Source organism: Labrenzia sp. THAF82 (genome assembly GCF_009363435.1).
GTDB lineage: Bacteria > Pseudomonadota > Alphaproteobacteria > Rhizobiales > Stappiaceae > Roseibium > Roseibium porphyridii.
In genome coordinates this window covers 1,232,042-1,257,041 of record NZ_CP045354.1, presented here as the reverse complement: position 1 = coordinate 1,257,041, position 25,000 = coordinate 1,232,042, and the positions used below count along the sequence as shown (strand labels likewise).

The window sequence follows — 25,000 nt, the reverse complement described above, 5'->3', positions numbered from 1 at the left end:
GAGTGAAATTTCTGCCATGTCTTTGTATTTAAATTGATTTAACCGATAAGGCCCTCTTTCAACGCCGGAAAATCTTGATAGAAACACCGATGATTGACGCACCGCAACACCGGCAACGCGAATACTTGTTATGGTAAGGCTCGTTTCGCAGACACCGGATCAGGGGAGACTTTAATGGCACGTATCACCCTTCGCCAGCTGTTGGACCACGCAGCGGAAAACGACTACGGCGTTCCCGCATTCAACATCAACAATATGGAGCAGGCGCTGGCGATCATGGCTGCGGCCGATCAGACAGACGCTCCGGTGATCATTCAGGCCTCCCGCGGCGCACGTGCATATGCACATGACGTCATGCTGAAACACATGATGGATGCCGTTGTGGAGATTTATCCGCACATCCCAGTCTGCGTCCATCTGGACCATGGCAACGCACCGCAAACTTGCATGAGCGCCATCCAGGCCGGCTTCACATCCGTGATGATGGACGGCTCGCTTGAAGCGGATGGCAAAACCCCTGCCAGCTGGGACTACAATGTCGGCGTCACCAAAACGGTGACTGACATGGCTCATCTTGGCGGTATTTCCGTTGAGGGCGAACTGGGTGTCCTCGGATCACTCGAAACCGGCATGGGCGACAAGGAAGACGGCCACGGCGCGGAAGGCAAACTGAGCCAGGATCAACTGCTGACCGACCCTGAGGAAGCTGTAAAGTTCGTCAAGGAAACCAAGGTCGACGCGCTCGCGATCGCAATGGGCACAAGCCACGGCGCTTATAAGTTCACGCGTCAGCCTGACGGGGAAATCCTGGCGATGAACGTTATCGAGGAGATTCACCGCCGCCTTCCGGACACCCATCTCGTGATGCACGGGTCATCGTCCGTCCCGCAGGATCTCCAGGACATCATCAACCAATATGGTGGTGAAATGCCCCAGACTTGGGGTGTCCCCGTCGAGGAAATCCAGCGCGGCATCAAGAACGGCGTGCGCAAGGTCAACATCGACACCGACAACCGGATGGCGATTACCGGCCAAATCCGTCGCGTTTTTGCCGAAAACCCGTCCGAGTTTGATCCGCGCAAATACCTGAAGCCTGCGCGCGATGCGATGCAGAAGCTTTGCATCCAGCGGCTGGAAGCGTTCAACACGGCTGGTCAGGCATCCAAGATCAAGAAAATCATTACCCTGGCCGATATGGCTGCCCGCTACCAGTCCGGCAGCCTCGATCCAAAAACGGACTGACATCCCGTATCCCGGGACGTCAATTCATTCACTTTCTCGAAAGAGGGGCCTTGCGTCCCTCTTTTGCCGTCTTTAGGGACAAGAACCCGATTTGTGATTGAACAGGACCTGACCACCGTGAACCGCCCGCGCCTATTTCTCGTTACGCCGCCGGAATTCGATCTGGCCGAACTGACAGGCAAACTCGATCAGGCCTTTGCAGGTGGTGATATCGCCTGTGTGCTCATCTATATGCCTGGCGCAAACACAAAGGATCTGCAAACAACAGCTGAAACGCTCGTTCCCATTATTCAAAAGGGAGGAGCTGCGGCGATCGTCTATCGCGACACACAGGCAGCCGGCCGGTCCGGTGCCGATGGCGTCCACGTCGACACATCTCTGGATGACCTGAAACTCGCCGTTGAGAGCTTCCAGCCCGAGCGTATTGTCGGAACGGGAGGCACAAAGCTCAAGCACGATGCCATGGAATGGGCGGAAACCGGCGTAGACTATCTCTTCTTCGGCAAACTGGATTTGGCCGAAAAGGAAAATGCACATGCCAAGACGCTTTCTTCCGCCTCCTGGTGGGCCGAGCTTTTCGAAACACCCTGTGTCGCACTTGCAGGAAACTCCATGGAGACCTTGGCCGAGGTCGCGGCAACAGGAGCCGACTTTGTTGCGGTCAAGGATGTCATTTGGCAGTCTGATCGAGACACATCCGACCTGATTGCCGAGGCAAACAAAATATTGGACGCTCATCCATTTCCCGATATCGATCAGACTTAAAAAAGCCGGAGCCGGATCTATGCCGTTAGTTGGGACAAATCTTAGCTTGAGAAGCTGGACCGGGATCCTGGTGCTGAGTGGTATCTTGACGGGTTTTTCATCTGTCGCATCATGGTCTGAAGCCCTGGCAAAAGAGACGGGAGAAAAGGAAACTGAAGAAAACCAGCCGGCCGAAAACGATCCGGACAAACCGCTTCCGGTTTTGATCGATGTGACCACCGCCGACAAGACCCTTTTGAGCATCGTCGATGCAGGGCCGCCCAAGCTGTCCGAGGACGAAACCGCGGACGCAACAACGGCTTATGCGGCTTTTCAACGTGGTTGGTTTTTGACAGCGCTCGGCCTGGCGACACCGCTTGCCGAAGGCGGAGACCAGTCCGCCCAGGCATTGCTGGGCGTGCTGCATGAGGCGGGCCTCGGGATCAAGCAGGACAAAACCAAGGCTGCTGACTGGTACCGTCTTGCTGCGGACAAGGGCGACAACGGCTCAGCGATGCAACTCGCCCAGTTCTATCTGTTGGGAGATGGCGTCGACGTCGACAAGAAGAAGGCGGCCGATCTCTTTGAACAGGCAGCCAATGCGGGCAACGCTTCGGCACTCTACAATCTCGCGCTGCTTTATCAGGAAGGCGAAGGCCGCCCCTTCAACGAACAAAGGGCGAGAGAACTCCTGGAAGAAGCAGCTCAACTGAACGATCCGGAAGCTCAATATGCCCTCGCCCTTTCCTATCTTGAAGCCCAGAGCGGCCTGAACGATCCGGGCCAAGGTGCTTTCTGGATGGGCAGGGCAGCACGGCGTGGGCACACATCAGCGCAGGTCTATTACGGTATCCTGCGCTTTCAGGGAAAGGGCGTTGATCCGGACGAAGCAGAAGCTTCTGACTGGTTCGAACGCGCAGCCACGTCAGGCAACCCGGTCGCAATGAACAGGCTTGCACGCATCTACGCCTTCGGAAGAGGCCGGGAACAGGATTTCGCCGCGGCCGCTGGCTGGCACCTCATTGCCCGCACGCTTGGCGTTTCTGATCTTAATCTCGATCAGATCGTCGACAGTCTGGACGAAACAACCATGGAAAACGCTCGCAAGCTGGCAGAACAGTACTCAGCAACGTTGATGGCACCGTCCGAAGATCCGGCAGCCGAAACACCTTAACGCCTTTTGCCCTCGAAACTTCACGGTGCAAAGGCCCTCGCTGAACCAAAAATGCCTTTTTTCCTTGAAACCTGCGCACTTTTGTGGTGGACAGGCGCCAGCAATTTTCGGTGCCCCAGCGTCCGCTGTTCCATGCGCCGTTCCAGATCCAAACAAATCAACAAGTCGGTCGTTCCATGAAAATCAACGGAAACGAAATCAAGCCCGGTAACGTGCTGCAGCATCAAGATACGCTTTGGGCCGTTGTCAAGGTTCAGCACGTCAAGCCAGGCAAGGGCGGTGCTTTCGCCCAGGTCGAAATGAAAAATCTGCTCGATGGCCGGAAGCTGAACGAGCGTTTCCGCTCTGAAGACAAGGTCGAGCGCGTCCGTCTGGAACAAAAGGATTTCCAGTACCTTTATACCCAGGACGACATGCTGATCTTCATGGATACTGAAACGTACGAGCAGCTAGAACTGCAATCGGAATTCGTCGGAGATCGCGCAGCCTTCCTTCAAGACGGCATGATGGTCACCGTTGAACTGCATGAAGACCGTCCGATCGGCATCACGCTGCCGCAGCACGTGACCCTGGAAATCAGCGAAGCCGATGCCGTGGTCAAGGGACAGACCCAGTCTTCGTCCTATAAACCGGCACTCATGGAAAACGGCGTCCGCGTCATGGTCCCGCCTTTCATCACGGCTGGTGAAAAAATCATCGTCGATACGGGCACGCTGGAATACGTCCGCCGCGCTGATTGAGCCACCTTATTTGGCAATTTCCTTTGGCGTGTCCGGACCCGTCCGGGCAGCGCCCAGCAACAAGTGATAATTCATGGCCCGCACTGCTCTCCTCAATGTCATGACCCAAGCCGCGATCAAGGCAGGGCGTTCCCTGGTCCGTGATTTCGGTGAAGTGGAAAACCTTCAGGTCTCCCGCAAAGGCCCGGGAGACTTTGTCTCTGCTGCAGATCGCCGTGCTGAGGAAATCGTTCGCGGAGAGCTGACAAAAGCCCGCCCGACCTTCGGCCTGGTGATGGAAGAAAGCGGCGAAGTTGACGGCTCGGACGGTCAGCATCGCTGGCACATCGACCCGCTCGACGGCACCACCAACTTTCTTCATGGCATTCCGATCTTCTCGACTTCTATTGCGCTTGAGCGCGCGGGAGAGATCGTCGCCGGGGTGATCTTCAACCCCGTCATGGACGAGCTTTACACGGCCGAGCGCGGGCGGGGTGCCTTTCTGAACGATCGCCGACTGCGCGTTGCCGGCCGGACCGATCTGAATGACATGGTGTTCGGCACGGGATTGCCGTTCATCGGCATGGGCGACCACGGCCGCTCCCTGCGCGAACTCAGATATGTCATGCCGGAAGTAGCAGGCATCAGGCGTTTCGGTGCAGCATCGCTTGATCTGGCCTGGACCGCGTCAGGCCGCCTCGACGGTTACTGGGAGCGCAATCTCAATTCCTGGGACATTGCCGCGGGCATCCTCATGGTGCGCGAGGCCGGCGGTTTCGTCAGCGATCTGTCTGGCAAGCCGAAGATGCTGGAAAGCGGCGATATTGTTGTCGGCAACGAAGATGCCCACAAACAGCTGCTGCGTCTTTTGAAGAAGGCCGAAGCTCCGGCGCAGGACTAATCTTCCTGAAAACCAGCAACATGCTTCACCGGCGCACCTGTTTCAGAGCGCCGGTTTTTGAGCTTTCCAGACTTTATTAAGGTTTCAGTCACGATTCACGGTTCCCAAGCCCTTAAAAATCACGCTATCAATTAGTTACATCCAATTCAGGTATTTGATTGCGCAATATGGCCCGTGAATTTGATCCCTACAGCCTGTCCAGCCCAAGGGCCTATCTGACCTTCATGATCATCTTTCTGGTGATCGTTGCCTTCATCGCTTTCATCCTGTTTCCCCAGATATCAACCGCCTTCATGAGCAACCCCGGACTGAACGGGCTGATTGTTCTGGTTGGCGTCTTCGGCATCTTGCTCCTGTTCGGACGCGTCATTCGCCTTTTCCCGGAGATCTCGTGGGTCAACAGTTTTCGGATTGGCGATCCTGCCCTCGAGACACGCTCACCGGTGCTTCTGGCACCTATGGCAGCCCTCCTCGGCAACAAGGCCGGTGATATGGCGCTGACGCCGACAACGGCGCGGTCCATCCTGGACTCCATCGGCATGCGATTGGAAGAATCGCGGGAAATGTCGCGCTACTTGACCGGGCTTCTGGTGTTTCTAGGTCTGCTTGGCACGTTCTGGGGCCTGCTCCAGACCGTGAGTTCGGTCGGCGCTACCATCCAATCGCTGGATGTCGGCTCAGGCGATGCCAATGTGATCTTTGAAGACCTCAAGGCCGGGCTGGAAGCACCGCTCTCCGGCATGGGCACCGCATTTTCGTCATCGCTTTTCGGTTTGACCGGATCGCTGGTTCTCGGCTTTCTTGATCTTCAGGCCGGACAGGCACAGAACCGGTTCTACAACGAACTGGAAGACTGGCTCTCCACGGTCACCGATATCGACCCGGAAGAAGGGCTTTTCAACACAACCGATTCTCCAGGTGTTGAAGAGATTCAGTCATCGATCACAGCACTCCAGAAAACTGTCGAGGATGGCGGCAGCAAGAATGCTGCGCAGGCGATGGCGAATTTGGCAGAAGGCATTCAGGGCCTTGTCAAACATGTGCGTTCCGAACAGCAGATGATGCGCGACTGGGCCGAGCAGCAGGGCGAACAGCAAAAGCGCATAGAGAGCCTCCTCTCGTCAATTGCCGCGGCCTTCGACCGCGCCAAGGAATAACGGGAGCACTTCGGAAATGGCCGGACTGGCAGGACTGAGAGCGCGCCGCCGGGCACAGTCTACGGACTACTGGCCGGGCTTCGTTGATGCCATGGCGACGCTTCTGCTTGTGATCATCTTCCTGTTGTCGATCTTCATGATCGCGCAGTTTTTCCTGTCGCAGCAACTGTCCGGACGGGACACTGTGCTGAATAGGCTCAATGCCCAAATCAGCGAATTGACCGAATTGTTGGCACTAGAACGCGCCAGCTCCGGTGAGCTTGAGGACACCATCCTCGGGCTGCAAGCCAGCCTTTCGGATGCTGAAGCTGAGCAGTCCCGACTGCTCGGCCTCCTGGAAAGCAGTTCGGGCGCAGCAGACGCTGCCGGTGGCCGCGCAACTCGTCTTGAAAACCTCCTCGACGATGAACGTCAGGTCAGTCAGGAAGCATTGGCTCAGGTCGAACTGCTGAACCAGCAAATTGCCGCCTTGCGCCGTCAGATTGCAGCCGCGAACGCAGCTCTTGAAGCCTCCGAGGCCAAGGAAGCCGACAGCCAGGCGAAGATCGCCAGCCTCGGCCGCCGGCTCAACGCGGCTCTTGTGCAACGCGTTCAGGAATTGTCGCGCTATCGCTCCGATTTCTTCGGTCGCCTGCGCGAGATCCTGTCGCAGCGCTCCGATATTTCGGTTGTCGGTGACCGTTTCGTGTTCCAGTCCGAAGTCTTGTTCGACAGTGGACAAGAAGACATCAACCCTGACGGTGAACAGGAGCTCGACAAGCTGGCAGAGGCGATCCAGGAACTGAGCGCGCAAATACCCGACGAAATCAATTGGGTTCTGCGTGTTGATGGCCACACCGATGCACGACCACTTTCTGGAACCGGCCGGCTTCGCAATAACTGGGAACTCTCTGCTGCGCGTGCAATCTCCGTCGTGCGCTATCTCATCGAAAGGGGCGTTGATCCCAAACGGCTGGTCGCTGCCGGCTTCGGAGAATTCCAGCCATTGGAAGAGGGAGAGACACCGGACGCCCTTGCCAAGAACCGACGGATTGAGCTGAAGCTAACCGAACGCTAAGTGACCGGTTGCACCTGTTCATCGGATGCGAGCGAGTTCCGAGCTCACTCTCGGAAAGCGGTCGGCAAGTTCGGTATCATTGAATTCCACAAGATCCACATTGGGCACTTTGACTGCTTTGCGGGAAAGCGCTTTTCCCTGCCGCATCTCAAAGGCCTGCATTGGTGCCATCCGCAGATCCATCGCACTGCCGGCTTTTCCGTCAAAGCGGGAGACCGGAAAAGCATCGGGGTCGGTCAGGACGGCCTCGAATACATCACGGCCTTGCAGGAGCAACCAAGACCTGAAGCCTTCAAAGTCATCATCCGAGCAACCGTCATTCAAAAGGTAAGCAAGCGCCCAGACGTCTTCACGGTACGCCAGGGCACACTTTTCCTGTAGCAAAATGTCGAAAGACTTGATCGACGTCGCCTTGAACCCGGCCAAGCGCTCTACGAGCTGTTCGACCTGTCCGCCCAGGCCGTCGGCGTCGGCAAGCCCGACGATTTCCCAGAAGACATCTTCATCGATTTTTCTTGGATCGACCTTGCCGCTTGGACCGCGGCGTTCTTCTGCCGCAACTTCGTCGCGCTCTGACGCAAGGCGTTCAAGTTGGGCAGGACTTGCCCCTACCCGCTCAAAACATTCCTTCGCCGTGTCCATCATGGCCAGAAGGTCGGCCTTGTATTCAGGAACTCGCCCTGTCCAACGGTCCCAGTCAGCGCGTTGCTCAGCTTCACTTTCGTTCAGATGGGGCGCTTTCTTGAAGCCACGGTTTCGCGCAGCAATCAGCTCCCAATAGTGCTGCTTGATCAAAGCCAGATAGTGTCGCCAGATCCGAATTGCCCGCTAGCCCTGCCCGGCAGATATGAGCTTCTCCAGATCGGAACGCATATCCGCATGAGGCCAGCTGAATGCGATCTCAAATGTGTAACAGTAATGCGTTTCAATCTCTTCAAAGAGCTCACGTGCAAAAAATGCGTCGATCAAACGCCGCTCGGCGTCTTTGATATAAAGGTCAAAAAGAGACTTACCTTCTTGCCGCTGCAACTGTCCCTGATGGGTCAGTTCGACGACACGTTCCATAAGACGCTCGCAATCCCTCGACACGTTGTCGAAACGCGGACGAAACATCACGTCGCCTGCGATTACAATCTCGTTCGTCATTTGCGGGCCACTCTCGATCAAAAGAAAGGCTGTTCTACTGGGCGGCAGATTGCATCCAGCTTTCTTAATTTGCCGTTGCAGTTCGTATCTGAGCCGGGGCAGTAGAGCGGATGACATCCATCTTCAGATGGATTGCTACCGACTTCCTTCCCGGCTAGCTTTTTTCAGGGGATCTCGCTGCAGCGATAACCGCTGCCCGTGAAGGCAGGTTTAAGTGCTTTAAAATGGCATGGACATGGTCTTTTACGGTGGCGGGGCTGATGGAGAGATTTCTCGCAATTTCTTTATTGGACTGACCACAAACCAATAGAGCGGCGACGTCACGCTGACGGGGTGTCAATGGAGCGAAGAGATCGCTCTCGGGCACCGAGTAACCGAGAGTGACAAGTGGCGCACCGATCTGGCGACTGGCCTCCAGGTCAATTTTAAGGTTGGTCCCTTCTCTGGCCAAGGGCGCAAGCGCTGCAATCACACTTGAGGGAACAGGACGCTGGGGATCCCGGTTCAAACTTTCAAGCGCCTCGGAAAGGGCGGCAAGCACATTCGGATCAACAGACATATGGGACACTTCCATGAATGACATGCCTCTAGAGATCACAAACTTTTTCCTGGCAATGCAAGCCGGTCCGTCCGGGCAGGCACAACTGGGAGAGCTTTTTGCCGATAATGCAGAATACTCCGAACCCTTTTCCGGCCAAGATGGACCTCATCGTGGACGCGAGGCGATCCTTGCCGCTTTTGCAGCAAGCAGGACCGACGACTTCGACGATGCCGTGATAAATTTGGGTGCGGTCGAAGTCTCCGGCTCAACCATTACAGTTAAATGGACCTGTTATTCCAAGGCCATTCCCGGAGGCAGCGGCAGCGGCACGAATGTCTTTGTTCTGCAGAACGGCAAGATCATCTCGCTGAAGACAACACTTGATTTGGGATGATGCCATGAAGAACCCGGATGTGGACGCATGGCTGAGAGCCTATGACAACCCGATGAAACCCGTTCTTGAGGCAACCCGTGAACTTATTCTGCGTGCGGATGCGCGGATTGGTGAAACCATAAAATGGCAAGCGCCGACATTTGAATACAAAGGCAACCTGGCAAGTTTCTTCCCGAAGGCGAAAAAACATGCGTCGCTTATGTTTCACAAAGGCGCCCTGATACCAGGTGCCTTTCCGAACCTGGAAGGCGATGGCAAAGAAGCCCGCTCCTTCAAGATCGCCAGTCTGGATGATCTTGCCCAGAAAGAAACAGAGCTACGGTCTATCGTGAAAGCCTGGTGCGATTTGCGGGATGAAGCATAGGCGGATTCTCAACCTGCTTGACTTTTGCTTATCGCCAAGGCCTTTCAGATGGCATGCAGATCCTGAAGAACCACTGGCAGCTGATATTGATCATGGTGGTGCTGTTCCTGCTGTGGAACACACCTCTCGTCATTCCGCTTAAAATCCTGATTGTGTTCCTGCACGAGCTGTCTCATGCCATTGCTGCCATCCTGACCGGAGGCACGGTGCTCGACCTCTCATTGTCGCCAAACCAGGGCGGGCATGTGATCTCGAGTGGCGGCAGCAGGTTCATAATCTTGTCTGCCGGATATCTTGGCTCGCTGATCCTGGGTGCCGGACTTTTGATGCTCGCGCTGCGCACCGATTTCGATCGTCAAATCCTGGCACTGTTCGGCGTCGTCATGCTTCTGGTCACATTGCTCTACATCCGTGACTGGTTCCCGTTGCTCTTTTGCACGGTCACGGGACTTGGAATGCTCGCAATCGCTCGATTTTTAAGCCTCGAAATCAACGACATGGTGCTTCGGGTCATCGGCTTGTCGAGCATCTTTTACGTCCCCTACGACATATTCGACGACACAATCCGAAGATCAGGATTGCGTTCAGATGCCTATATGCTGTCAGAGGAGTTCGGCCTGCCAACCGTGTTCTGGGGCGGTCTTTGGCTGGTTTTGAGCCTGGTTGTTATCTTCTATTGCATGCGATTTGCGATCGGCGAGAACAGCAACATCCAAATCGGCCGCGTCAAGCGCAACAAAGCCTCTTGAAACAGCACTCGTGGCTGGGGTAAGGGCAAAACCTACGGCAAGGTAGCGGCCTGATAACGGCGACAATGGTCGATTGCCAGGCACAAAAAAACCGCCGGCTGCAAACAGCCGACGGTTCTGATCGAGCGAGCGAGGAACCGATTACTTGGTCTCTTCGCCTTCAGTTTCTTCGCCTTCAGCTACATCATCGTCAGTTTCAGCCGTCGCGTCTTCGCTTGCAGGCGCATCGCCCTCTTCGCCGACTTCACTCTCATCGCTCTTCAGTGAACCGAGATTCGCAAAGACGGCGTCCGCATCGATTTCTTCTTCTTCCTCACGTTTGACCGGTTGGCTCGGGTCAAAGGAGAATGCGGCAGCGATTGCGTCTTCATTGGTCGTTTCTTCGACCGGCATCAACCTTTCGACCGGCTCACCAGCCATCGGCTGCGGAGCATTCTTGGCTCCCTTCTCAACTTCCATATCCAGCTCCAGCTGGCTGCACAGGCCGAGTGTCACAGGATCAGACGGTGTCAGGTTGGCGGAATTCCAATGCGTCCGGTCGCGAATTGCGGCAATAGTCGGTTTGGTGGTGCCAACCAGGCGCATGATCTGCGCATCTTTCAGTTCCGGATGATTGCGCACAAGCCAGAGGATTGCATTCGGACGGTCCTGGCGCCGTGAAACAGGCGTATAACGTGGCCCTTTGCGCTTTGATTCCGGCACGACCACTTTCGACCCCTGAAGCTTCAGCTGGTAGTTCGGGTCGTTCTGGGCTTTTTCAACCTCTTCACGGCTCAACTGTCCGGTCAGGATCGGATCAAGGCCCTTGATGCCCTGGGCGGCTTCTCCGTCGGCAATCGCTTTCACTTCGAGCGGATGCAGTTTGCAGAAGGACGCAATCTGCGTGAAGCTCAACGCGGTGTTGTCCACGAGCCAGACGGCGGTTGCCTTTGGCATAAGCGGCGTGTTCGCCATCGGGTAAATTCCTCTCATCGGCTCCCTCGCCCGGCGGGGCGAAAAAGCAGTGTTCCATTTATCTTTAATGGGAAGTGGGCGGAATATAGTGAAAACGCGGGGGAAACGCAAATAGGAAGGCAATCTTTGCGTCTTCCCGATCCTGCGGGACTATCACACGTCCATCGTCAGAACGATTTTGCCAATGTGCCCAGAGCTTTCCATGCGCCGATGCGCATCGGCTGCCTGGTCAAGTGGAAACGTGGAATCCATAATCGGCTTGATATTTCCCGATTCGAGCATCGGCCAGACCCTCGTCTTGAGGTTCTCGGCAATCGCCGATTTAAAAGCATCGCTGCGAGGTCGCAAAGTTGATCCCGTGTGTGTCAACCGCTTGACCATCAGACGGGAGAAATTCACCTTCTCTGAAAGTCCATTCAATGTGGCGATCTGGCATATCCGTCCCTCGACTGCGGCGGCTTTCCAGTTTCTCTCAACATAGTCGCCGCCAACCATGTCGAGGATCACATTCACTCCCTCACCATTCGTGATCTCAAGGATCGCCTTTTCAAAGGCTTGCTCCCGATAGACGATTGCGTGGTCAGCGCCCAAAGCACGAACGGCTTCTGCCTTTTCTTCCGATCCGACAGTCGTGAAGACTTCGGCACCGAACGCCTTTGCCAATTGAATGGCGGTTGTTCCGATACCGGATGTTCCGCCATGGACAAGAAACCTTTCACCACTGGCCAATCCGCATCGATCGAACACGTTCGACCAAACAGTGAAGAAGGTTTCCGGAAGGGCCGCAGCTTCGATCATTGACAGTCCCCGGGGGACTGCAAGCGCGTGACCTGCAGGCACTTTGCAGTAGGCGGCATATCCACCTCCAGGCGCAAGCGCTGTTACCATATCGCCAATCTTGTGACCGTTAGCGCTTTCTCCGCACGCAACAATCTCTCCCGACACTTCAAGGCCAGGCAGATCCGAGGCCCCTTTAGGTGGTGGATAGGCCCCCACTCGCTGGAGGACATCGGGCCGATTCACGCCGGCAGCATGCACACGGATCAGAACTTCGCCGACACCCGGCTCCGGAACGGGACGCTCCTCAAGCTGCAATACGTCCGGACCGCCTGCTTCCGAAATTGCAACAACAGACATGCTAACCGGCAATTTTTGCATGAAGATCGTTCCTTCTGGTTCATTTTGGGACTGGTCCACTGCTCGATGGCCGGACTATGGTAAATTGGCAATCGGCCGATTTGAACGTGTCCAACTTTTTTGAACCGGTCCTTGTCGTTCCTGCGTCTCACATTCCGGGGAAGGAAACAATGAGCCTATTTGACGAAGATGTCCCCAAAAAACCTGAGGCCGACCCCATCACCGTGGGCGAGGATCTTTCACGTCATTCGGAAAACGATCTTAATGAGCGGATAGAGGCCTTACGGGAAGAAATTAACCGTACGCAGAAAGAACTCGAACAACGAGGTACTATTCGCGATGCGGCGAACTCGTTCTTTCAGAAATAGCCTTGGCATTTATTACAGTCTTTGAACTAAATCTGAGAACTAGACGATTAACAAGGTAAATCAGCTAGGTAAAAATTTACTCGTTTACCTCTTATTAATCTTTCCAAAGTATAAATTTGTATATCCAGTCATCTGGATGTGAGTGGCTCCTGTCCACTCTGTTTGACGCCTCCCTGTTAAAGACTTCAGAGCCGCAACCGTGCGGCTCTTTTTTTTTAGGCCACGCTCATGGTATCCTCATACCGTTCTGGTTAAGGGCCACATTTGAGCGAGTTTGGCATGGAGATTGCTCAGTAGTTGGTACGAAGACCTGCATCGTTCCAAAAAGGGACACCTGCCCCGAAATGACATGTTTCGGGACAAGCAATGATAAAAATGCAAGTCGAACCGGGAGAGTAACTGAGGCGTAGCAATCCTATGACGGAAGACATCAAAACAGCCGAAGAAGCGATTGGCACCGTACACATCGCTCATCATCTTGCCAGTTCTGACAATTTCCAGACCCTGTTTCAGGAAGGCATGTCACTGGTTGAAGAGACCGCCATGTATTTGGATGGCTCCGGCCGCGAGGAAGCCAAGGAGTTGCCCCGTCCGGCATCATTGGCCTACGCAACAGAATCCATGCGCCTGACAACGCGTCTGATGCAGCTTGCATCCTGGCTTTTGCTCCAAAGAGCTGTGAACGAGGGCGAAATGTCTCGCGAGCAGGCTGGCAGCGAAAAGAACAAGGTGCGCCTGGACAAGCTCAGCAGCGCAACCGGCGGACCGTCATGGGACGAACTTCCCGAAACTTTGCGCGACCTGGTCGGTCGTTCGACACGCCTGCAGGAACGCGTTGTGCACCTGGACAAGATGCTCTACCGCGGCGGTGACGAACCGCAGACCGAGGAAGCCAACAACGACAACCCGGTCGCCTCGCAAATCAACCAGCTGCACGCGGCATTCGGAAATCTCGGCTAAGCGATCTTCGACCGATGAACACGAAGAGCCGCCAATTGGCGGCTTTTTTTATCACTCGCTCGATCCATGAGGAGCGAAGCACACTCGGAAGCCGAAAGTTTGCTAGCGTCTTTTGCCAGAGACCTCAGCGCCGCCCAGTAATCATGAGCGCTCAACCAGACGTCCTATAACTTCCAGCAAGGCGGTCTTGATGTCGCTTTGCGACGCTTCGCTGGTTCCAACCGCACTTTGTCCCGCTCTTTCGATCAGATCGAGAACGAGGCCTGCTGTTGCGGTCCGTTTTGAATAATGGTCGGGTACATGTTCTTCAAGCGCATCGATCAATCGCTTTCTCGTACCCGAAAAAACTTTGCCGATATCCGGATTTCTGAAGGTCTCCGCAACGATTTCCGCACTCAGAGCTGCATTTGCCGGCGAGCAACAGACTGCGAAATAGGCTTCCGCAAACTCGATTAAAGCAGCGCTATCGCTAACCTGGGCACTCTCCAGACGACTTAGCAGTGGTTCCATATCTACAGCTTCTATCTCGGAGATGGCTGCAATAATTTCATGCTTTCCCTTGAAATGATTGTAGAGGTTTCCAAGGCTTATCTCAGCCTGGCCAGCTATGTCGCGCATGCCCGTCTGATGGAACCCCTTGAGGATGAAAAGCGTCGCAGCTGCCTCGATGATCAGACGGCGTCGACGCGCTGTCTTTTCCTCGCGAAGGGACAGTTCCGGTTTCTTTTCCATCATCTGCACTACCGTGGACTGTTGATGTTTCTGCGTTGAAGCTACCTGCAGTTCTCATTTCAGGTTTTGAGCGCACTTGCAATTCAGGCAACATGATAATACTTAAACGAACGAACGTTCGTTTTTATCGAGGTTTGTGATGTTTGATAATATCGAGTTGCGATTGTCCGTTGTGGATCCGGTTTTCTCCGTCATCGAGATGATCGGTCTTGTCTTCCTCCTGATGCTGGTTTCCGAGGCAGCGTGGGATGTCTTTTCCGGATACCGAAAGTCCTTGAAAGAAACCGGCGCAAACATTTTCATTTCGATAGTCAACAGTGTTCTGGAGCGATTGGCGTTTGGCGCAATATTCGTTGTCGGCATCTTTGCGTCAGAGAAACTTGCCGTTTCGGAGGTATCCCTGTCCTGGTGGTCCTGGCTTTTGGCAGTGCTACTGGCCGATCTGACATATTATTGGATGCACCGATGTGAGCATCGCGTTCGCCTGCTGTGGACCTATCACAGCGTTCACCACTCTTCGCCTGAGTTCAACTTCAGCACTGCGTTGCGTTTGGCCTGGGTCGAGGCCTTGTTCACCTGGATTTTCTTTGTTCCCATGGTCGTCATAGGATTTGATCCCGCGCAGGTGATTGGCGCTTTGGCTGTCGTGATTGCCTATCAATCCTGGATCCACACTGAAAAATTCGGAAAGGTTCGAATTCTCGACGCGGTGCTCAACACCCCCTCGAACCATCGCGTCCATCATGGCCGCAACCGGATCTATCTTGATAAGAATTTCGGCGGGATTCTGATCATCTGGGACAAGCTGTTCGGCACCTATGCACCAGAAACAGAAGAAGTCCTTTTCGGAATTACCAAACCTGTCGGCTCGTCAAATCCCTTTGTGATCAATTTCAGTGAAACTGCGCTTATGCTGAAGGAGGTTTTCCGGCCAGGCCCGATGAAATTGCGGCTTGGAAGAATTTTCATGCCTCCTGGCTGGTCTGACAACGCCAAACCAAGGCGCAATAAAACCTCTTAAGATCAACAGGCAGCTCGTCGAAAACTCAATTGAGATCCGTGCGAATTGGGAGAACCAATTTGGCAGCGCGCGTGTTCCCGGTTCGACAGCACAATCGGCTGTAGACTTTCTTGCAGACAGAAACGGACCGCAAGACCAAACCGCCGGGCATCCAAAGAGATACCTTTTCAAAGCACAAAAAAACCCGGCAAGAGCCGGGTTTTTCTATCAAGGCTGTGGATCGGTGATTAGGAACCGAGGAAACCAGCAAACTTGTTTTTGAAGCGCGATACGCGTCCACCGCGGTCCATCAGCTGACGGTCACCACCGGTCCAAGCCGGGTGAGACGTCGGGTCGATGTCCAACTGCAGTGTATCGCCTTCCGATCCATAGGTGGAGCGGGTGGTGAATTCGGTACCATCGGTCATGACGACCTTGATGGTGTGGTAGTCGGGATGGATATCCGCTTTCATGGCCGGTCCTTTCAAACACCAGGATGGTCTTTCAGGGAAAGTCGTTATCTTGGCGTAAAACGTAGTAAAGGGCCGCCGATCCGGTTGCGGACGCCGCCCTCAGAAACATGTGGCGGGGATATACCCCAAGGTGGAGTGCAAAACAAGAGGCAAAATCGGGCAAATCCTCTCAATCTCAAACATCTGTTTCAAATAGCGATATCAAAATAAATTACCCAATCAGCGCAGTTTCCATAGAACTTGATCAATGCCATTGAGCCTTTTGCGGAACATGCTAAAGACGGCTTGAAAAGCATGAGGAGAGACTTGTGGCCGACGCCCCTGCATCACAAACGCAGCAAGACCGGAAATCTGTTCGCAGATCGCTGAAGCCTTTGACGCGATTGATCCCCTATCTTCGCAAGCACAAGGGTATGGCCATCGGTGCGTTGGTTGCCCTGTTCTCTGCTGCCGTCATCACACTCATACTGCCCAACGCTGTTCGCCGCATGATCGATTTTGGTTTCGGAGCGGATGACCCGGCGTTGGTGAACTCCTATTTTGCGGTTCTGGTCGGTGTGGTCTGTGCCCTGGCGACTGCCAGCGCTGTGCGATACTTCCTGGTCATGTGGATCGGCGAACGTGTGGTCGCAGAACTCCGCTCGGACGTGTTCGCACACCTGACGCAACTCAGCCCTACCTTCTATGACACTGCAAAATCAGGCGAGATACTCTCGCGGCTGACTGCTGACACAACGCAAATAAAGTCTGCCTTCGGGGCAAGTGCATCGCAGGCGATGCGCAATTTCATTATGTTCGCCGGGGCTTCGGTCATGATGGTCGTCACCAGCCCGCGGCTGTCCGTCATCGTTCTGGCAGCCATTCCCGTAATCCTGGTCCCGATCCTGGGTTTCGGACGACAGGTTCGCAAACGGTCACGCTTTGCACAGGACACATTGGCTGATGCATCGGCCTATGCAGGCGAGATGCTTGGTTCCGTGAAAACCTTGCAGGCCTTCACTCATGAATCCAGAAGCGCGGACCGCTACGGCAGTGCAGTGGAAGCAGCTTTTCAGGCAGCGCGCAAAGCCATTATGGCGCGCGCCGCACTGACCGGTTTCGCAATCATGGTAATAGGTGCCAGCATCGTTGCCGTCTTGTGGATTGGTGCCAGCGACGTCTTTTCGGGGCGGATCACCGGCGGGGAGCTCAGCCAGTTCCTGCTCTATTCAATTCTTGCCGCCGGGTCACTCGCAACGCTTTCGGAAGTCTGGGGCGAGCTGTCGCAAGCTGCTGGCGCTGCAGAACGGCTGTCTGAACTGCTGGATATTGAATCGGAGATCAGTGCTCCGGCTACACCGGCCATCCTCCCGGCCGAGCCACGCGGGTCCATTTCCTTCGATGATGTTTCCTTCGCCTATCGCAATGCGGAGCACATGCCGGTCGTGAAAGACCTGTCACTGGATATCGCTCCAGGTGAAACCGTTGCCGTGGTCGGCCCATCCGGTGCAGGCAAATCGACACTCTTTAATCTGCTGATGAGGTTCTACGATCCGGCAACGGGCATCATTCGGTTGAACGGTGTGGACCTGAAACAGCTCGATCCAAAGGGTCTGCGTCAACAGATTGCCCTTGTTCCGCAGGACACGGCGGTCTTCGGAGCAAGCATTGCAGAGAACATCGCCTATGGCCGTCCGGATGCCAGCAGAGAAGAGGTGATTGCTGCGGCGAAAGCTGCTTTGGCGGACCCGTTCATTGCAGCGATGAGCGACGGCTATGACACTCTGGTCGGCGAACGCGGCGTAACCCTTTCAGGAGGGCAGCGTCAGCGGATCGCAATTGCCCGAGCCGTCTTGAAAGATGCACCCGTTCTTTTGCTGGATGAAGCCACGAGCGCGCTAGATGCAGAAAGCGAGAGACTGGTTCAAAAAGCGCTAGACCAGTTGATGAAAGGCCGAACGACGCTCGTCATTGCGCACCGTCTCGCCACGGTTCTCAAGGCGGACCGCATTGTTGTCATGGACGAAGGGCGCATTGCAGAGACCGGTACGCACGCGGATCTGAGCGCGGCGGGCGGGCTATATGCCAAACTTGCTCGCCTGCAATTCGATGCGGAAAGGCAGGCCGAGGCGGTTTAGAACACCTGTGATCGGGCTCAAGGTGCCCTTACTCCTCGTCCGGCACTTCCACCGTGTAGTTCAACGGCATGCGGCCACCATCGGCGATGATGGTCTGGCCGGTCACATAGCTTGCGTCTTCAGACGCCAGAAATGCGGCGACACCTGCAATCTCAGCCGGGTCGCCCACGCGCAGCATGGGCGTGCGCGACAACAGTCTTTGCTTGGCCTCCGAATCGTCATTCACGGAAGACAGCATGTCTGTCATGATTGATCCGGGTCCGATGGCGTTGACGCGAATACCATGTTTTGCCAGCGATAACGCCGCTGTTTTTGTCAGCTGCGACACGCCCCCCTTTGAAACGCAATAGGCAAGCTGCGTGGGGATTGCCAACACCGCGTTGATCGAGGACATGTTGATTATGCAACCTGGTGCCCCGCCATTTTCCACCGTTTCGACCATATGCCGAGCAACGGCTTGCGAACACAGGAAGACACCTTTGAGATTGACCGACAGAACACGGTCGAATTCGTCTTCTTCGAAATCCAGAAAATCAGCACCGGAGACAATACCCGCGTTGTTGACCAGGATATCTATCTCACCATAGGCGTTCAGAGTTTCGGCAACCAGATTGCGAACATCCAGGCGTTCCGCCACATTTGCATGGATATAGGTGGCTTCGCCGAGCGTCTTAAGATCATCCGCTGCACTCTCGCCAGCATCGTCATCCACATCACAGATCACGACTTTTGCGCCGTCCATGACAAACCGCTTGGCTACGGCGAAGCCGATTCCTCGAGCTGCGCCGGTTACAATGGCAACCTTGTTTTCCAGAGACACGGAATCCTCACCGCTGTTGGTTTCAAACTGCGCTGTCTTGAGCGCGGGCCGCTGCGCGGCGGCCCGACATTAGTTCGCAATTCACGCGGTGTCGATGGCGGTCACTTGCCTCCAGTAACGTCAGGCAAAGACGTCAGCTGGAAATCCCGTGTGTTTTCAAGGCGTCAGTGATTTCGTCCAAAATCGCAGGATCATCGATCGTGGCGGGCATCTTGTAACTCTCACCATCAGCAATCTGGCGCATGGTGCCTCGCAGGATCTTGCCGGAACGCGTTTTTGGCAGTCGTTCGACAGTGATCGCGATCTTGAAAGCCGCGACGGGCCCGATCTTTTCGCGAACGAGCCCGATCAATTCCTTTTCGATGATCGCATGGTCCCGATCAACACCGGCCTTGAGGACGACGAAACCGCAAGGCAGCTGCCCTTTGAGCTTGTCGGCAATGCCAATCACCGCACACTCGGCAACGTCTGCGTGGGTTGCCAGAACTTCTTCCATGCCGCCGGTGGAAAGCCGGTGACCGGCAACATTGATGATGTCGTCGGTCCGCGCCATGATCGAAAGATAGCCGTCATCATCAATGACACCCGCGTCCGCAGTTTTGTAGTAGCCCGGAAACTCGGCAAGGTAAGCATCGAAGAAACGCTGATCGGCATTCCACAGTGTCGGCAGGCACCCAGGCGGCATCGGCAGTTTTACGACAATGTTTCCTAGTGTGTTGGGCCCAAGCGGGTGGCCGGCATCATCCAGCACCTGCACGTCGTATCCCGGCATTGGAACGGTAGGAGAACCCGGCTTGACGGGTAGTTTTCCCAAACCCATCGGATTGCCGACGATGCACCATCCCGTTTCGGTTTGCCACCAATGATCGATCACTGGCACCTGAAGCTGATCGATGGCCCAATTGACCGTTTCCGGGTCTGCACGTTCACCAGCCAAAAACAGCGATCGAAACTGGGAGAGATCGTATTTCTTGATCAGCTTGCCTTCCGGATCTTCCTTGCGGATCGCCCGGAACGCGGTCGGCGCCGTGAACAGTGACACCACATTATGATCCGAGATCACCCGCCAGAAAGTCCCGGCATCCGGTGTTCCCACCGGTTTGCCTTCGAACACGATGGTGGTGCAGCCGTGCAGCAGCGGCGCATAGCAGATGTAGGAATGACCAACCACCCAGCCGACATCAGAAGCAGCCCAGAACACCTCACCCGGTTGAATGTCATAGAGATTGCTCATCGACCATTTCAACGCGACCATATGGCCGCCATTGTCGCGCACCACTCCTTTGGGCTGGCCAGTCGTGCCGGACGTATAAAGAATATAGAGCGGATCCGATGCTTTGACGGGAACCGGTGCAATCCTGCGGCCCTCGGCAACGGCCTGCGCCTGCAGCGCACCCAGGTCGAAGTCACGCCCGGAAACCATGTCAGCGGGTTTTTCATCGCGTTGATAAACCAGACAGCACTCAGGCGAGTGAGACGCCAACTCAATCGCGTTATCGATCAGCGGTTTATAGGCGATGACACGGCCCGGCTCGATGCCGCAAGAAGCCGCGATGATGGCTTTCGGTGTGGCATCATCGATACGTGTTGCCAACTCGTTGGCGGCAAAGCCCCCAAATACGACCGAATGGACGATGCCTAGCCGCGCACAGGCCAGCATGGCCATGACTGCTTGGGGTATCATCGGCATATAGATGATGGCCCGGTCACCCTTTTGCAGTCCGCGATCGGACAGCACGCAGGCCAGTGCTTCCACTTCCTCCAGAAGTTCAGCATAAGTGTAGGTCGCCGTCCTGCCGGTAATCGGGCTATCGTAGATCAGCGCCGGCTGGCCAGGGCGACCGCGTTCCACATGCCTGTCCAGGCAGTTGTAGCAGGTGTTGCATTCCCAGTCCGGGAACCAGCGACCGTATTGCCCCTGATCCGGATCAAAAACCGTATCGGATGTCGAATCCCAGTCGATTTCAGATGCCGCCGTTTTCCAAAATCCCAACGGATCGTTTTTCCAGCCTTGATAGACCTCGTGATACCGGCTTGCCATCGCTATGTCCTCCCAAACGCCGACCGGGTCAAAACCCCGCCTTTTGCCGGACAGAGTGCTGTAAGGGAAGGTCAAATTGCAAGCCTTCACGCGTAGGCAATTCGACGGTCGGGACTTTACGTAAACACTTTGGCATGCTTGTTTGCCGGTCCCTTCCCCTTTACCTCTCACGTTCTTTGGCCCATGACCCCGATCACAGACATCTGGTTTTACGCTGCGGCGATTCCGGCGATTTTTTTCGTTGGCCTGTCCAAAGGAGGTTTTGGTGGCACTTTCGCCATGCTTGGAGTTCCGATCATGTCGCTGGCCATCCCCCCGATCCAGGCAGCTGGCATCCTGTTACCGATCTTGATTGTAATGGATGTGATTGCGCTGCTTGCCTACCGGGGCCGGGCGGACTGGCGATCCCTGGCAATTCTGATGCCCGCGGCTGTCGCCGGCATCAGTATCGGATGGGCAACAGCGGCCTACGTCAATGATGCCTTTGTCATTTTCCTGATCGGGATCATGTCTCTGGCTTTCGTTGCCGACTATATCTTCAAGCAACGCAAAAACGATGCTGCCAAGAGCCACAGCGTTGCAAAGGGAACATTCTGGGGAACCGTTGCCGGCTTCACCAGCTTCATCAGCCATACGGGCGGGCCACCGTTTCAGATGTATATGCTGCCGCTGCGCCTCGCACCCGTCCTCTTCGCCGGAACAGGCGTCATTTTCTTCGCAACGGTCAATGCGATCAAGCTTGTTCCCTACTTTCTGCTTGGCCAATTCGATGCCACCAACCTGTCGACATCGGTCGCTCTATTTCCCGTGGCCCTGGTCGCAACTCTGGTCGGCGTCTGGCTGGTCAGGATCGTCAAGGCCGATACCTTCTATTCGGTTATCTACATTGTCATGGGCCTGATCGGTGTCAAACTCACCTATGACGGTCTGATCGCGTTACTTGCATGAACTCAGGTTCAGACGGTCGGTCCCTGCAATGATGAATTGCGCGGCCGACTGTTTCCGGTTTTCATACCGCCAGATACCGATCAAGGGAGGATGATCATGGACACCGGCGTCAGTCCGTTTGCGCGGGGACTTGAGAAAAACGAGGCGAACTTCGCCGCCCTGTCACCGCTCAGTTTTCTGGCGCGCGCCGCTGATGTGTTTCCGGAAGTCACGGCGATCATACATGGCAGTCAGCGCACCGATTACCGGACGTTTTATCGCCGGTCCCGGCAACTTGCCTCAGCGCTTACGGGTCTCGGTGTCGGCAGGGACGACACCGTCAGCGTGATGCTATCCAATGTCCCTCCGATGCTTGAGGCCCATTACGGTGTTCCAATGGCCAGGGCTGTTCTCCATTCCATGAATACGCGACTGGACGCAGCGATCATCGCTTTCCAGCTCGATCACGCCAACGCGAAAGTGCTCATCACTGATCGAGAATATGCATCGGTCGTCAAGGAAGCCCTCTCGATCGCGAGCGTCAACCCAATCGTTATCGACTATTCCGATCCGGAGTTTCCGCAGGACGGCGAGCGCCTGGGATCTCTCGACTACGAGAACTTCATTCAAACGGGAGATCCCGAGTTCAACTGGTCGCTACCGGACGACGAATGGGACGCAATCACGCTCAACTATACTTCCGGCACGACCGGCAACCCGAAAGGTGTCGTCTATCACCATCGCGGCGCTTACCTTCTGGCCCAGGCCAACGTCATTACAGCCGCCATGGGAAAGCATCCGGTCTATCTTTGGACCCTGCCAATGTTTCACTGCAACGGCTGGTGCTTCCCCTGGTCGCTGTCGATTGTCGCCGGCACTCATGTGTGCCTGCGTTGGGTAAGACCGGACACGATGTGGGATCTGATAGCCGATGAGGGAGTGACCCATCTGTGCGGTGCTCCGATCATCATGTCCACGCTCCTGAATGCGGCCCCTGACCAAAAGCGCGAACTTGATCGGGAAGTCGAGTTTTTCACCGCGGCGGCCCCACCTCCCGAAAGCGTTCTGGCTGCCATGAAAACCGCAGGCTTCAATGTCACCCATCTTTACGGCCTGACAGAAGTGTATGGTCCGGCCGTCGTAAATGACTGGAAACGGGAATGGGACGCGCTTTCCATAGAAGAGCAGGCACAGAAAAAGGCGCGCCAGGGTGTGAGATATGTCGCGCTGGAGGATCTCACTGTGCTCGATCCGGAAACCCTAGATCCCGTTCCCTCAGACGGAGAAACGCTTGGGGAAGTCATGTTCCGCGGCAACGTGGTCATGAAAGGTTATCTGAAAAATCCCGAGGCGACCGACAAGGCCTTCAGGGGCGGCTGGTTCCATTCAGGCGACCTCGGCGTTCGGCATCCGGACGGCTACATTCAGCTCAAGGACCGTTCAAAGGACATCATCATTTCTGGAGGTGAAAACATCTCCTCGATAGAAGTGGAAGAGGTTCTTTACAAACATTCCGATGTTCAGGCCGCAGCCGTGGTTGCCAGACCGGACGAGAAGTGGGGCGAGACGCCCTGCGCCTTTGTGGAATTGAAACCCGGAGCGGATGTCCTTGAAACGGATCTGATCAGCTTTTGCAAAAACCATCTGGCAGGTTTCAAAGCACCGAAGACCGTGGTCTTTTGTGAACTGCCGAAAACGTCGACAGGCAAGATCCAGAAATTTGCGCTCAGAGAACAGGCCAAGGCCCTTTAGAAGTTGGATAGCAACTTCATTAGGCTGACCTGTGGCACCATCCACTAAGCTGAACCAAGATATAAAAAAAACGCCGCGCGAAGCACGGCGTTTCGATTTCTCTTTTCAAGGGGATCGCTAGTGCAGCGTGTCGTTACTGCGTAGTCGTTCGATCTCGTCCTTGATCTTGAGTTTCTGTCGCTTCATGTCAGCCAATTGCAGGGAGTCGGTACTCGGATGCATCAGAGCGTCTTCGATCTTGCGTTTCATTTCTGCGTGGCGGCGCTCAAGTTCTGCGAGATGTGACTGCATTGACATGGAATTTTTCTCCTGTCTGTTGGCTCAACCTTTTCATCGTGCCACACAATTTCCAGCCTTGTCGATTGCTGAATCTGCATATCTGAGACGCTTCGCCGTCAAATAATGCATTCTTCCAACTAACCTTAGGAAATCCTGAAAAACCGGGTGCAAATAAGAGGCTCAAAACTCACAAAAAATTCTCATGCGTGCTTTGCACGATGACATTTTCCACAGCATCAGGATTTCTAGGTCTTTTTGTCCCATTTCGTGGGCAGCATGGCCCGGGAAGCGTGATTGTTGACTTGCCAAAGATGCTATCTTGCCCGACAGCTGCAAAATAGATTAGGACTCATGTCCGGCTTTAGGGGACATAGATGGCGCGAATAGATCAGGATGCTTTGCGGTTGGAGCTGGCGCAGCTTCGTCAGGAACACCGGGATCTTGACGTTGCCGTCGAAGCACTCGGAGCAACGTCGAACCATGACGCGCTTCAACTGCAGCGACTGAAGAAAAAGAAGCTGATGATCAAGGATCGAATCTCGGCTCTGGAAGACCAGTTGTTCCCCGACATCATCGCCTGAAGAACCGAAAATCTCCACTTCGCTGGCCTGCCCAAAAACCCTTCGCTGCCGCAACGAAGGAATTCCATCGTTTGCGTCTTGCGATGTGCGGCGCGCTGCCTATACTCCGCGGCTCTTCTGAGCCCGCCGGATACTGGAGCATAAAATGGCACAAGCGGACGTCGCAATCATCATGGGCAGTCAATCTGACTGGCCGACAATGAAACACGCGGCGGACACGCTCGACCAACTGGGTGTCAGCTACGAGGCGCGTATTGTTTCCGCCCACCGCACGCCGGACCGCATGTACGACTTCGCCAAGGGTGCGAAAGACGAGGGCTTCAAGATTATCATTGCCGGAGCCGGGGGCGCAGCACACTTGCCCGGCATGACGGCTTCGCTGACATCCCTTCCGGTTTTTGGTGTTCCAGTGGAAAGCAAAGCGCTCTCGGGCGAAGACAGCTTGCTTTCCATCGTTCAGATGCCGGCAGGAATCCCGGTTGGAACCCTGGCGATTGGCAAAGCGGGCGCTACCAATGCCGCCCTTCTGGCCGCCGCAGTCCTTGCGTTGCAAAGCAGCGCTATCGAAACCGCCTTGAATAAATTCAGAGCCGAACGCACCGCAGCAGTCGCCGAGACGCCATCGGACGACTAGGCCTTTCACGCAAGCCCGCTTGAAGTGTCCGCAGCAG

General features: G+C 55.2%; 27 protein-coding genes and 1 pseudogene. 18 read left to right on the top strand and 10 right to left on the bottom strand.

From position 1 onward, the window contains the following. Positions 1 to 174: 174 nt before the first annotated feature. From fba to FIV00_RS06055, 7 genes are all read left to right on the top strand, one after another. On the top strand, positions 175 to 1,242 hold the full coding sequence (gene fba, locus FIV00_RS06085; protein WP_152499903.1) for a class II fructose-bisphosphate aldolase: 1,068 nt from the start codon (positions 175 to 177) through the stop codon (positions 1,240 to 1,242). Between the two features lie 93 nt (positions 1,243 to 1,335). Further along, complete coding sequence (locus FIV00_RS06080) at positions 1,336 to 2,007, top strand: thiamine phosphate synthase (RefSeq protein ID WP_209006832.1); 672 nt, start codon at positions 1,336 to 1,338, stop codon at positions 2,005 to 2,007. Positions 2,008 to 2,053: 46 nt separating this feature from the next. Next, complete coding sequence (locus FIV00_RS06075) at positions 2,054 to 3,160, top strand: tetratricopeptide repeat protein (RefSeq protein WP_209006831.1); 1,107 nt, start codon at positions 2,054 to 2,056, stop codon at positions 3,158 to 3,160. Positions 3,161 to 3,336: 176 nt separating this feature from the next. Further along, positions 3,337 to 3,900 (top strand): elongation factor P, encoded by a 564-nt coding sequence (gene efp, locus FIV00_RS06070; RefSeq protein WP_152499901.1) that lies wholly within the window; start codon positions 3,337 to 3,339, stop codon positions 3,898 to 3,900. Between the two features lie 73 nt (positions 3,901 to 3,973). Continuing rightward, the gene (locus FIV00_RS06065) at positions 3,974 to 4,780 is read left to right on the top strand and encodes an inositol monophosphatase family protein (protein ID WP_152499900.1); all 807 of its coding nucleotides are present in this window, start codon (positions 3,974 to 3,976) and stop codon (positions 4,778 to 4,780) included. 167 nt (positions 4,781 to 4,947) lie between these two features. Continuing rightward, positions 4,948 to 5,937 (top strand): flagellar motor protein MotA, encoded by a 990-nt coding sequence (locus FIV00_RS06060; RefSeq protein WP_152499899.1) that lies wholly within the window; start codon positions 4,948 to 4,950, stop codon positions 5,935 to 5,937. Between the two features lie 16 nt (positions 5,938 to 5,953). After that, on the top strand, positions 5,954 to 6,994 hold the full coding sequence (locus FIV00_RS06055; RefSeq protein WP_152499898.1) for a peptidoglycan -binding protein: 1,041 nt from the start codon (positions 5,954 to 5,956) through the stop codon (positions 6,992 to 6,994). 18 nt (positions 6,995 to 7,012) lie between these two features. Here the strand turns inward: FIV00_RS06055 and FIV00_RS06050 are convergent, their stop codons facing one another. The 3 genes from FIV00_RS06050 to FIV00_RS06040 all read right to left on the bottom strand — a co-directional run bounded on the left by FIV00_RS06050 (position 7,013) and on the right by FIV00_RS06040 (position 8,699). Next, a complete protein-coding gene (locus FIV00_RS06050; protein ID WP_209006830.1) occupies positions 7,013 to 7,789 on the bottom strand; it encodes a DUF4240 domain-containing protein in 777 nt (258 codons plus the stop codon). 33 nt (positions 7,790 to 7,822) lie between these two features. Then, positions 7,823 to 8,140, bottom strand: a complete 318-nt coding sequence (locus FIV00_RS06045) for a hypothetical protein (protein ID WP_152499897.1) — start codon at positions 8,138 to 8,140, stop codon at positions 7,823 to 7,825. Positions 8,141 to 8,294: 154 nt separating this feature from the next. Continuing rightward, positions 8,295 to 8,699, bottom strand: a complete 405-nt coding sequence (locus FIV00_RS06040; RefSeq protein WP_247649346.1) for a LuxR C-terminal-related transcriptional regulator — start codon at positions 8,697 to 8,699, stop codon at positions 8,295 to 8,297. Between the two features lie 13 nt (positions 8,700 to 8,712). Between FIV00_RS06040 and FIV00_RS06035 the strand changes: the two genes are divergently transcribed. Genes FIV00_RS06035 through FIV00_RS06025 form a run of 3 tightly spaced genes read left to right on the top strand, consistent with a single transcriptional unit; the run spans position 8,713 to position 10,188 of the window. Continuing rightward, a complete protein-coding gene (locus FIV00_RS06035) occupies positions 8,713 to 9,075 on the top strand; it encodes a nuclear transport factor 2 family protein (protein WP_152499895.1) in 363 nt (120 codons plus the stop codon). Between the two features lie 4 nt (positions 9,076 to 9,079). Further along, on the top strand, positions 9,080 to 9,439 hold the full coding sequence (locus FIV00_RS06030; protein WP_152499894.1) for a DUF1801 domain-containing protein: 360 nt from the start codon (positions 9,080 to 9,082) through the stop codon (positions 9,437 to 9,439). A 17-nt stretch (positions 9,440 to 9,456) separates the two neighbouring features. Beyond that, positions 9,457 to 10,188, top strand: a complete 732-nt coding sequence (locus FIV00_RS06025) for a M50 family metallopeptidase (RefSeq protein ID WP_209006829.1) — start codon at positions 9,457 to 9,459, stop codon at positions 10,186 to 10,188. 222 nt (positions 10,189 to 10,410) lie between these two features. Here the strand turns inward: FIV00_RS06025 and FIV00_RS06020 are convergent. Continuing rightward, positions 10,411 to 11,142 (bottom strand): annotated as a pseudogene (locus tag FIV00_RS06020) (DUF1013 domain-containing protein); the annotation flags it as partial. Positions 11,143 to 11,295: 153 nt separating this feature from the next. Further along, positions 11,296 to 12,300: an NAD(P)H-quinone oxidoreductase gene (locus tag FIV00_RS06015; protein ID WP_152499893.1), complete on the bottom strand. Its 1,005-nt coding sequence runs from the start codon at positions 12,298 to 12,300 to the stop codon at positions 11,296 to 11,298. Between the two features lie 149 nt (positions 12,301 to 12,449). Between FIV00_RS06015 and FIV00_RS06010 the strand changes: the two genes are divergently transcribed. Beyond that, complete coding sequence (locus FIV00_RS06010) at positions 12,450 to 12,647, top strand: DUF1192 domain-containing protein (protein WP_173005896.1); 198 nt, start codon at positions 12,450 to 12,452, stop codon at positions 12,645 to 12,647. 417 nt (positions 12,648 to 13,064) lie between these two features. Next, positions 13,065 to 13,607 carry a DUF1465 family protein gene (locus tag FIV00_RS06005; protein ID WP_152499891.1) on the top strand — a complete coding sequence of 181 codons (543 nt, stop codon included), beginning with the start codon at positions 13,065 to 13,067 and terminating at the stop codon, positions 13,605 to 13,607. Between the two features lie 141 nt (positions 13,608 to 13,748). Here the strand turns inward: FIV00_RS06005 and FIV00_RS06000 are convergent, their stop codons facing one another. Beyond that, positions 13,749 to 14,342 carry a TetR/AcrR family transcriptional regulator gene (locus FIV00_RS06000; protein ID WP_152499890.1) on the bottom strand — a complete coding sequence of 198 codons (594 nt, stop codon included), beginning with the start codon at positions 14,340 to 14,342 and terminating at the stop codon, positions 13,749 to 13,751. 136 nt (positions 14,343 to 14,478) lie between these two features. On the opposite strand from FIV00_RS06000, the gene FIV00_RS05995 reads away from it, so the two are divergent. Continuing rightward, entirely contained in the window at positions 14,479 to 15,360 is an 882-nt protein-coding gene (locus tag FIV00_RS05995) for a sterol desaturase family protein (RefSeq protein ID WP_152499889.1), read from the top strand. A gap of 227 nt (positions 15,361 to 15,587) precedes the next feature. On the opposite strand, the gene rpmE is transcribed toward FIV00_RS05995, so the two are convergent. Then, positions 15,588 to 15,812 carry a 50S ribosomal protein L31 gene (gene rpmE / locus FIV00_RS05990; RefSeq protein WP_152499888.1) on the bottom strand — a complete coding sequence of 75 codons (225 nt, stop codon included), beginning with the start codon at positions 15,810 to 15,812 and terminating at the stop codon, positions 15,588 to 15,590. Between the two features lie 308 nt (positions 15,813 to 16,120). Here rpmE and FIV00_RS05985 point away from each other — a divergent pair, with 308 nt between their 5' ends. Continuing rightward, a complete protein-coding gene (locus FIV00_RS05985; protein WP_152499887.1) occupies positions 16,121 to 17,929 on the top strand; it encodes an ABC transporter transmembrane domain-containing protein in 1,809 nt (602 codons plus the stop codon). Positions 17,930 to 17,957: 28 nt separating this feature from the next. Here FIV00_RS05985 and FIV00_RS05980 read toward each other — a convergent pair whose 3' ends face one another. Next, complete coding sequence (locus FIV00_RS05980) at positions 17,958 to 18,749, bottom strand: SDR family NAD(P)-dependent oxidoreductase (protein WP_152499886.1); 792 nt, start codon at positions 18,747 to 18,749, stop codon at positions 17,958 to 17,960. 133 nt (positions 18,750 to 18,882) lie between these two features. Next, a complete protein-coding gene (locus tag FIV00_RS05975) occupies positions 18,883 to 20,790 on the bottom strand; it encodes a propionyl-CoA synthetase (RefSeq protein WP_152499885.1) in 1,908 nt (635 codons plus the stop codon). 183 nt (positions 20,791 to 20,973) lie between these two features. Between FIV00_RS05975 and FIV00_RS05970 the strand changes: the two genes are divergently transcribed. Beyond that, positions 20,974 to 21,738, top strand: coding sequence for a sulfite exporter TauE/SafE family protein (locus FIV00_RS05970; RefSeq protein ID WP_152499884.1), 765 nt, complete (start codon positions 20,974 to 20,976; stop codon positions 21,736 to 21,738). Between the two features lie 96 nt (positions 21,739 to 21,834). Then, complete coding sequence (locus tag FIV00_RS05965) at positions 21,835 to 23,469, top strand: acyl-CoA synthetase (protein WP_152499883.1); 1,635 nt, start codon at positions 21,835 to 21,837, stop codon at positions 23,467 to 23,469. A 117-nt stretch (positions 23,470 to 23,586) separates the two neighbouring features. On the opposite strand, the gene FIV00_RS05960 is transcribed toward FIV00_RS05965, so the two are convergent. Then, on the bottom strand, positions 23,587 to 23,766 hold the full coding sequence (locus tag FIV00_RS05960; protein ID WP_152499882.1) for a YdcH family protein: 180 nt from the start codon (positions 23,764 to 23,766) through the stop codon (positions 23,587 to 23,589). A 356-nt stretch (positions 23,767 to 24,122) separates the two neighbouring features. On the opposite strand from FIV00_RS05960, the gene FIV00_RS05955 reads away from it, so the two are divergent. Beyond that, entirely contained in the window at positions 24,123 to 24,329 is a 207-nt protein-coding gene (locus tag FIV00_RS05955; RefSeq protein ID WP_152499881.1) for a YdcH family protein, read from the top strand. Positions 24,330 to 24,474: 145 nt separating this feature from the next. Beyond that, positions 24,475 to 24,963: a 5-(carboxyamino)imidazole ribonucleotide mutase gene (gene purE / locus FIV00_RS05950; protein ID WP_152499880.1), complete on the top strand. Its 489-nt coding sequence runs from the start codon at positions 24,475 to 24,477 to the stop codon at positions 24,961 to 24,963. Positions 24,964 to 25,000 lie beyond the last annotated feature (37 nt).

Coding starts and splice junctions, on each gene's coding strand:
- fba (WP_152499903.1), top strand. CDS start 175: ATGGCACGTATCACCCTTCGCCAGCTGTTGGACCACGCAGCGGAAAAC.
- efp (WP_152499901.1), top strand. CDS start 3,337: ATGAAAATCAACGGAAACGAAATCAAGCCCGGTAACGTGCTGCAGCAT.
- FIV00_RS06065 (WP_152499900.1), top strand. CDS start 3,974: ATGGCCCGCACTGCTCTCCTCAATGTCATGACCCAAGCCGCGATCAAG.
- FIV00_RS06060 (WP_152499899.1), top strand. CDS start 4,948: ATGGCCCGTGAATTTGATCCCTACAGCCTGTCCAGCCCAAGGGCCTAT.
- FIV00_RS06055 (WP_152499898.1), top strand. CDS start 5,954: ATGGCCGGACTGGCAGGACTGAGAGCGCGCCGCCGGGCACAGTCTACG.
- FIV00_RS06045 (WP_152499897.1), bottom strand. CDS start 8,140: ATGACGAACGAGATTGTAATCGCAGGCGACGTGATGTTTCGTCCGCGT.
- FIV00_RS06040 (WP_247649346.1), bottom strand. CDS start 8,699: ATGTCTGTTGATCCGAATGTGCTTGCCGCCCTTTCCGAGGCGCTTGAA.
- FIV00_RS06035 (WP_152499895.1), top strand. CDS start 8,713: ATGAATGACATGCCTCTAGAGATCACAAACTTTTTCCTGGCAATGCAA.
- FIV00_RS06030 (WP_152499894.1), top strand. CDS start 9,080: ATGAAGAACCCGGATGTGGACGCATGGCTGAGAGCCTATGACAACCCG.
- FIV00_RS06015 (WP_152499893.1), bottom strand. CDS start 12,300: ATGCAAAAATTGCCGGTTAGCATGTCTGTTGTTGCAATTTCGGAAGCA.
- FIV00_RS06010 (WP_173005896.1), top strand. CDS start 12,450: ATGAGCCTATTTGACGAAGATGTCCCCAAAAAACCTGAGGCCGACCCC.
- FIV00_RS06005 (WP_152499891.1), top strand. CDS start 13,065: ATGACGGAAGACATCAAAACAGCCGAAGAAGCGATTGGCACCGTACAC.
- FIV00_RS06000 (WP_152499890.1), bottom strand. CDS start 14,342: ATGATGGAAAAGAAACCGGAACTGTCCCTTCGCGAGGAAAAGACAGCG.
- FIV00_RS05995 (WP_152499889.1), top strand. CDS start 14,479: ATGTTTGATAATATCGAGTTGCGATTGTCCGTTGTGGATCCGGTTTTC.
- rpmE (WP_152499888.1), bottom strand. CDS start 15,812: ATGAAAGCGGATATCCATCCCGACTACCACACCATCAAGGTCGTCATG.
- FIV00_RS05975 (WP_152499885.1), bottom strand. CDS start 20,790: ATGGCAAGCCGGTATCACGAGGTCTATCAAGGCTGGAAAAACGATCCG.
- FIV00_RS05970 (WP_152499884.1), top strand. CDS start 20,974: ATGACCCCGATCACAGACATCTGGTTTTACGCTGCGGCGATTCCGGCG.
- FIV00_RS05965 (WP_152499883.1), top strand. CDS start 21,835: ATGGACACCGGCGTCAGTCCGTTTGCGCGGGGACTTGAGAAAAACGAG.
- FIV00_RS05960 (WP_152499882.1), bottom strand. CDS start 23,766: ATGTCAATGCAGTCACATCTCGCAGAACTTGAGCGCCGCCACGCAGAA.
- FIV00_RS05955 (WP_152499881.1), top strand. CDS start 24,123: ATGGCGCGAATAGATCAGGATGCTTTGCGGTTGGAGCTGGCGCAGCTT.
- purE (WP_152499880.1), top strand. CDS start 24,475: ATGGCACAAGCGGACGTCGCAATCATCATGGGCAGTCAATCTGACTGG.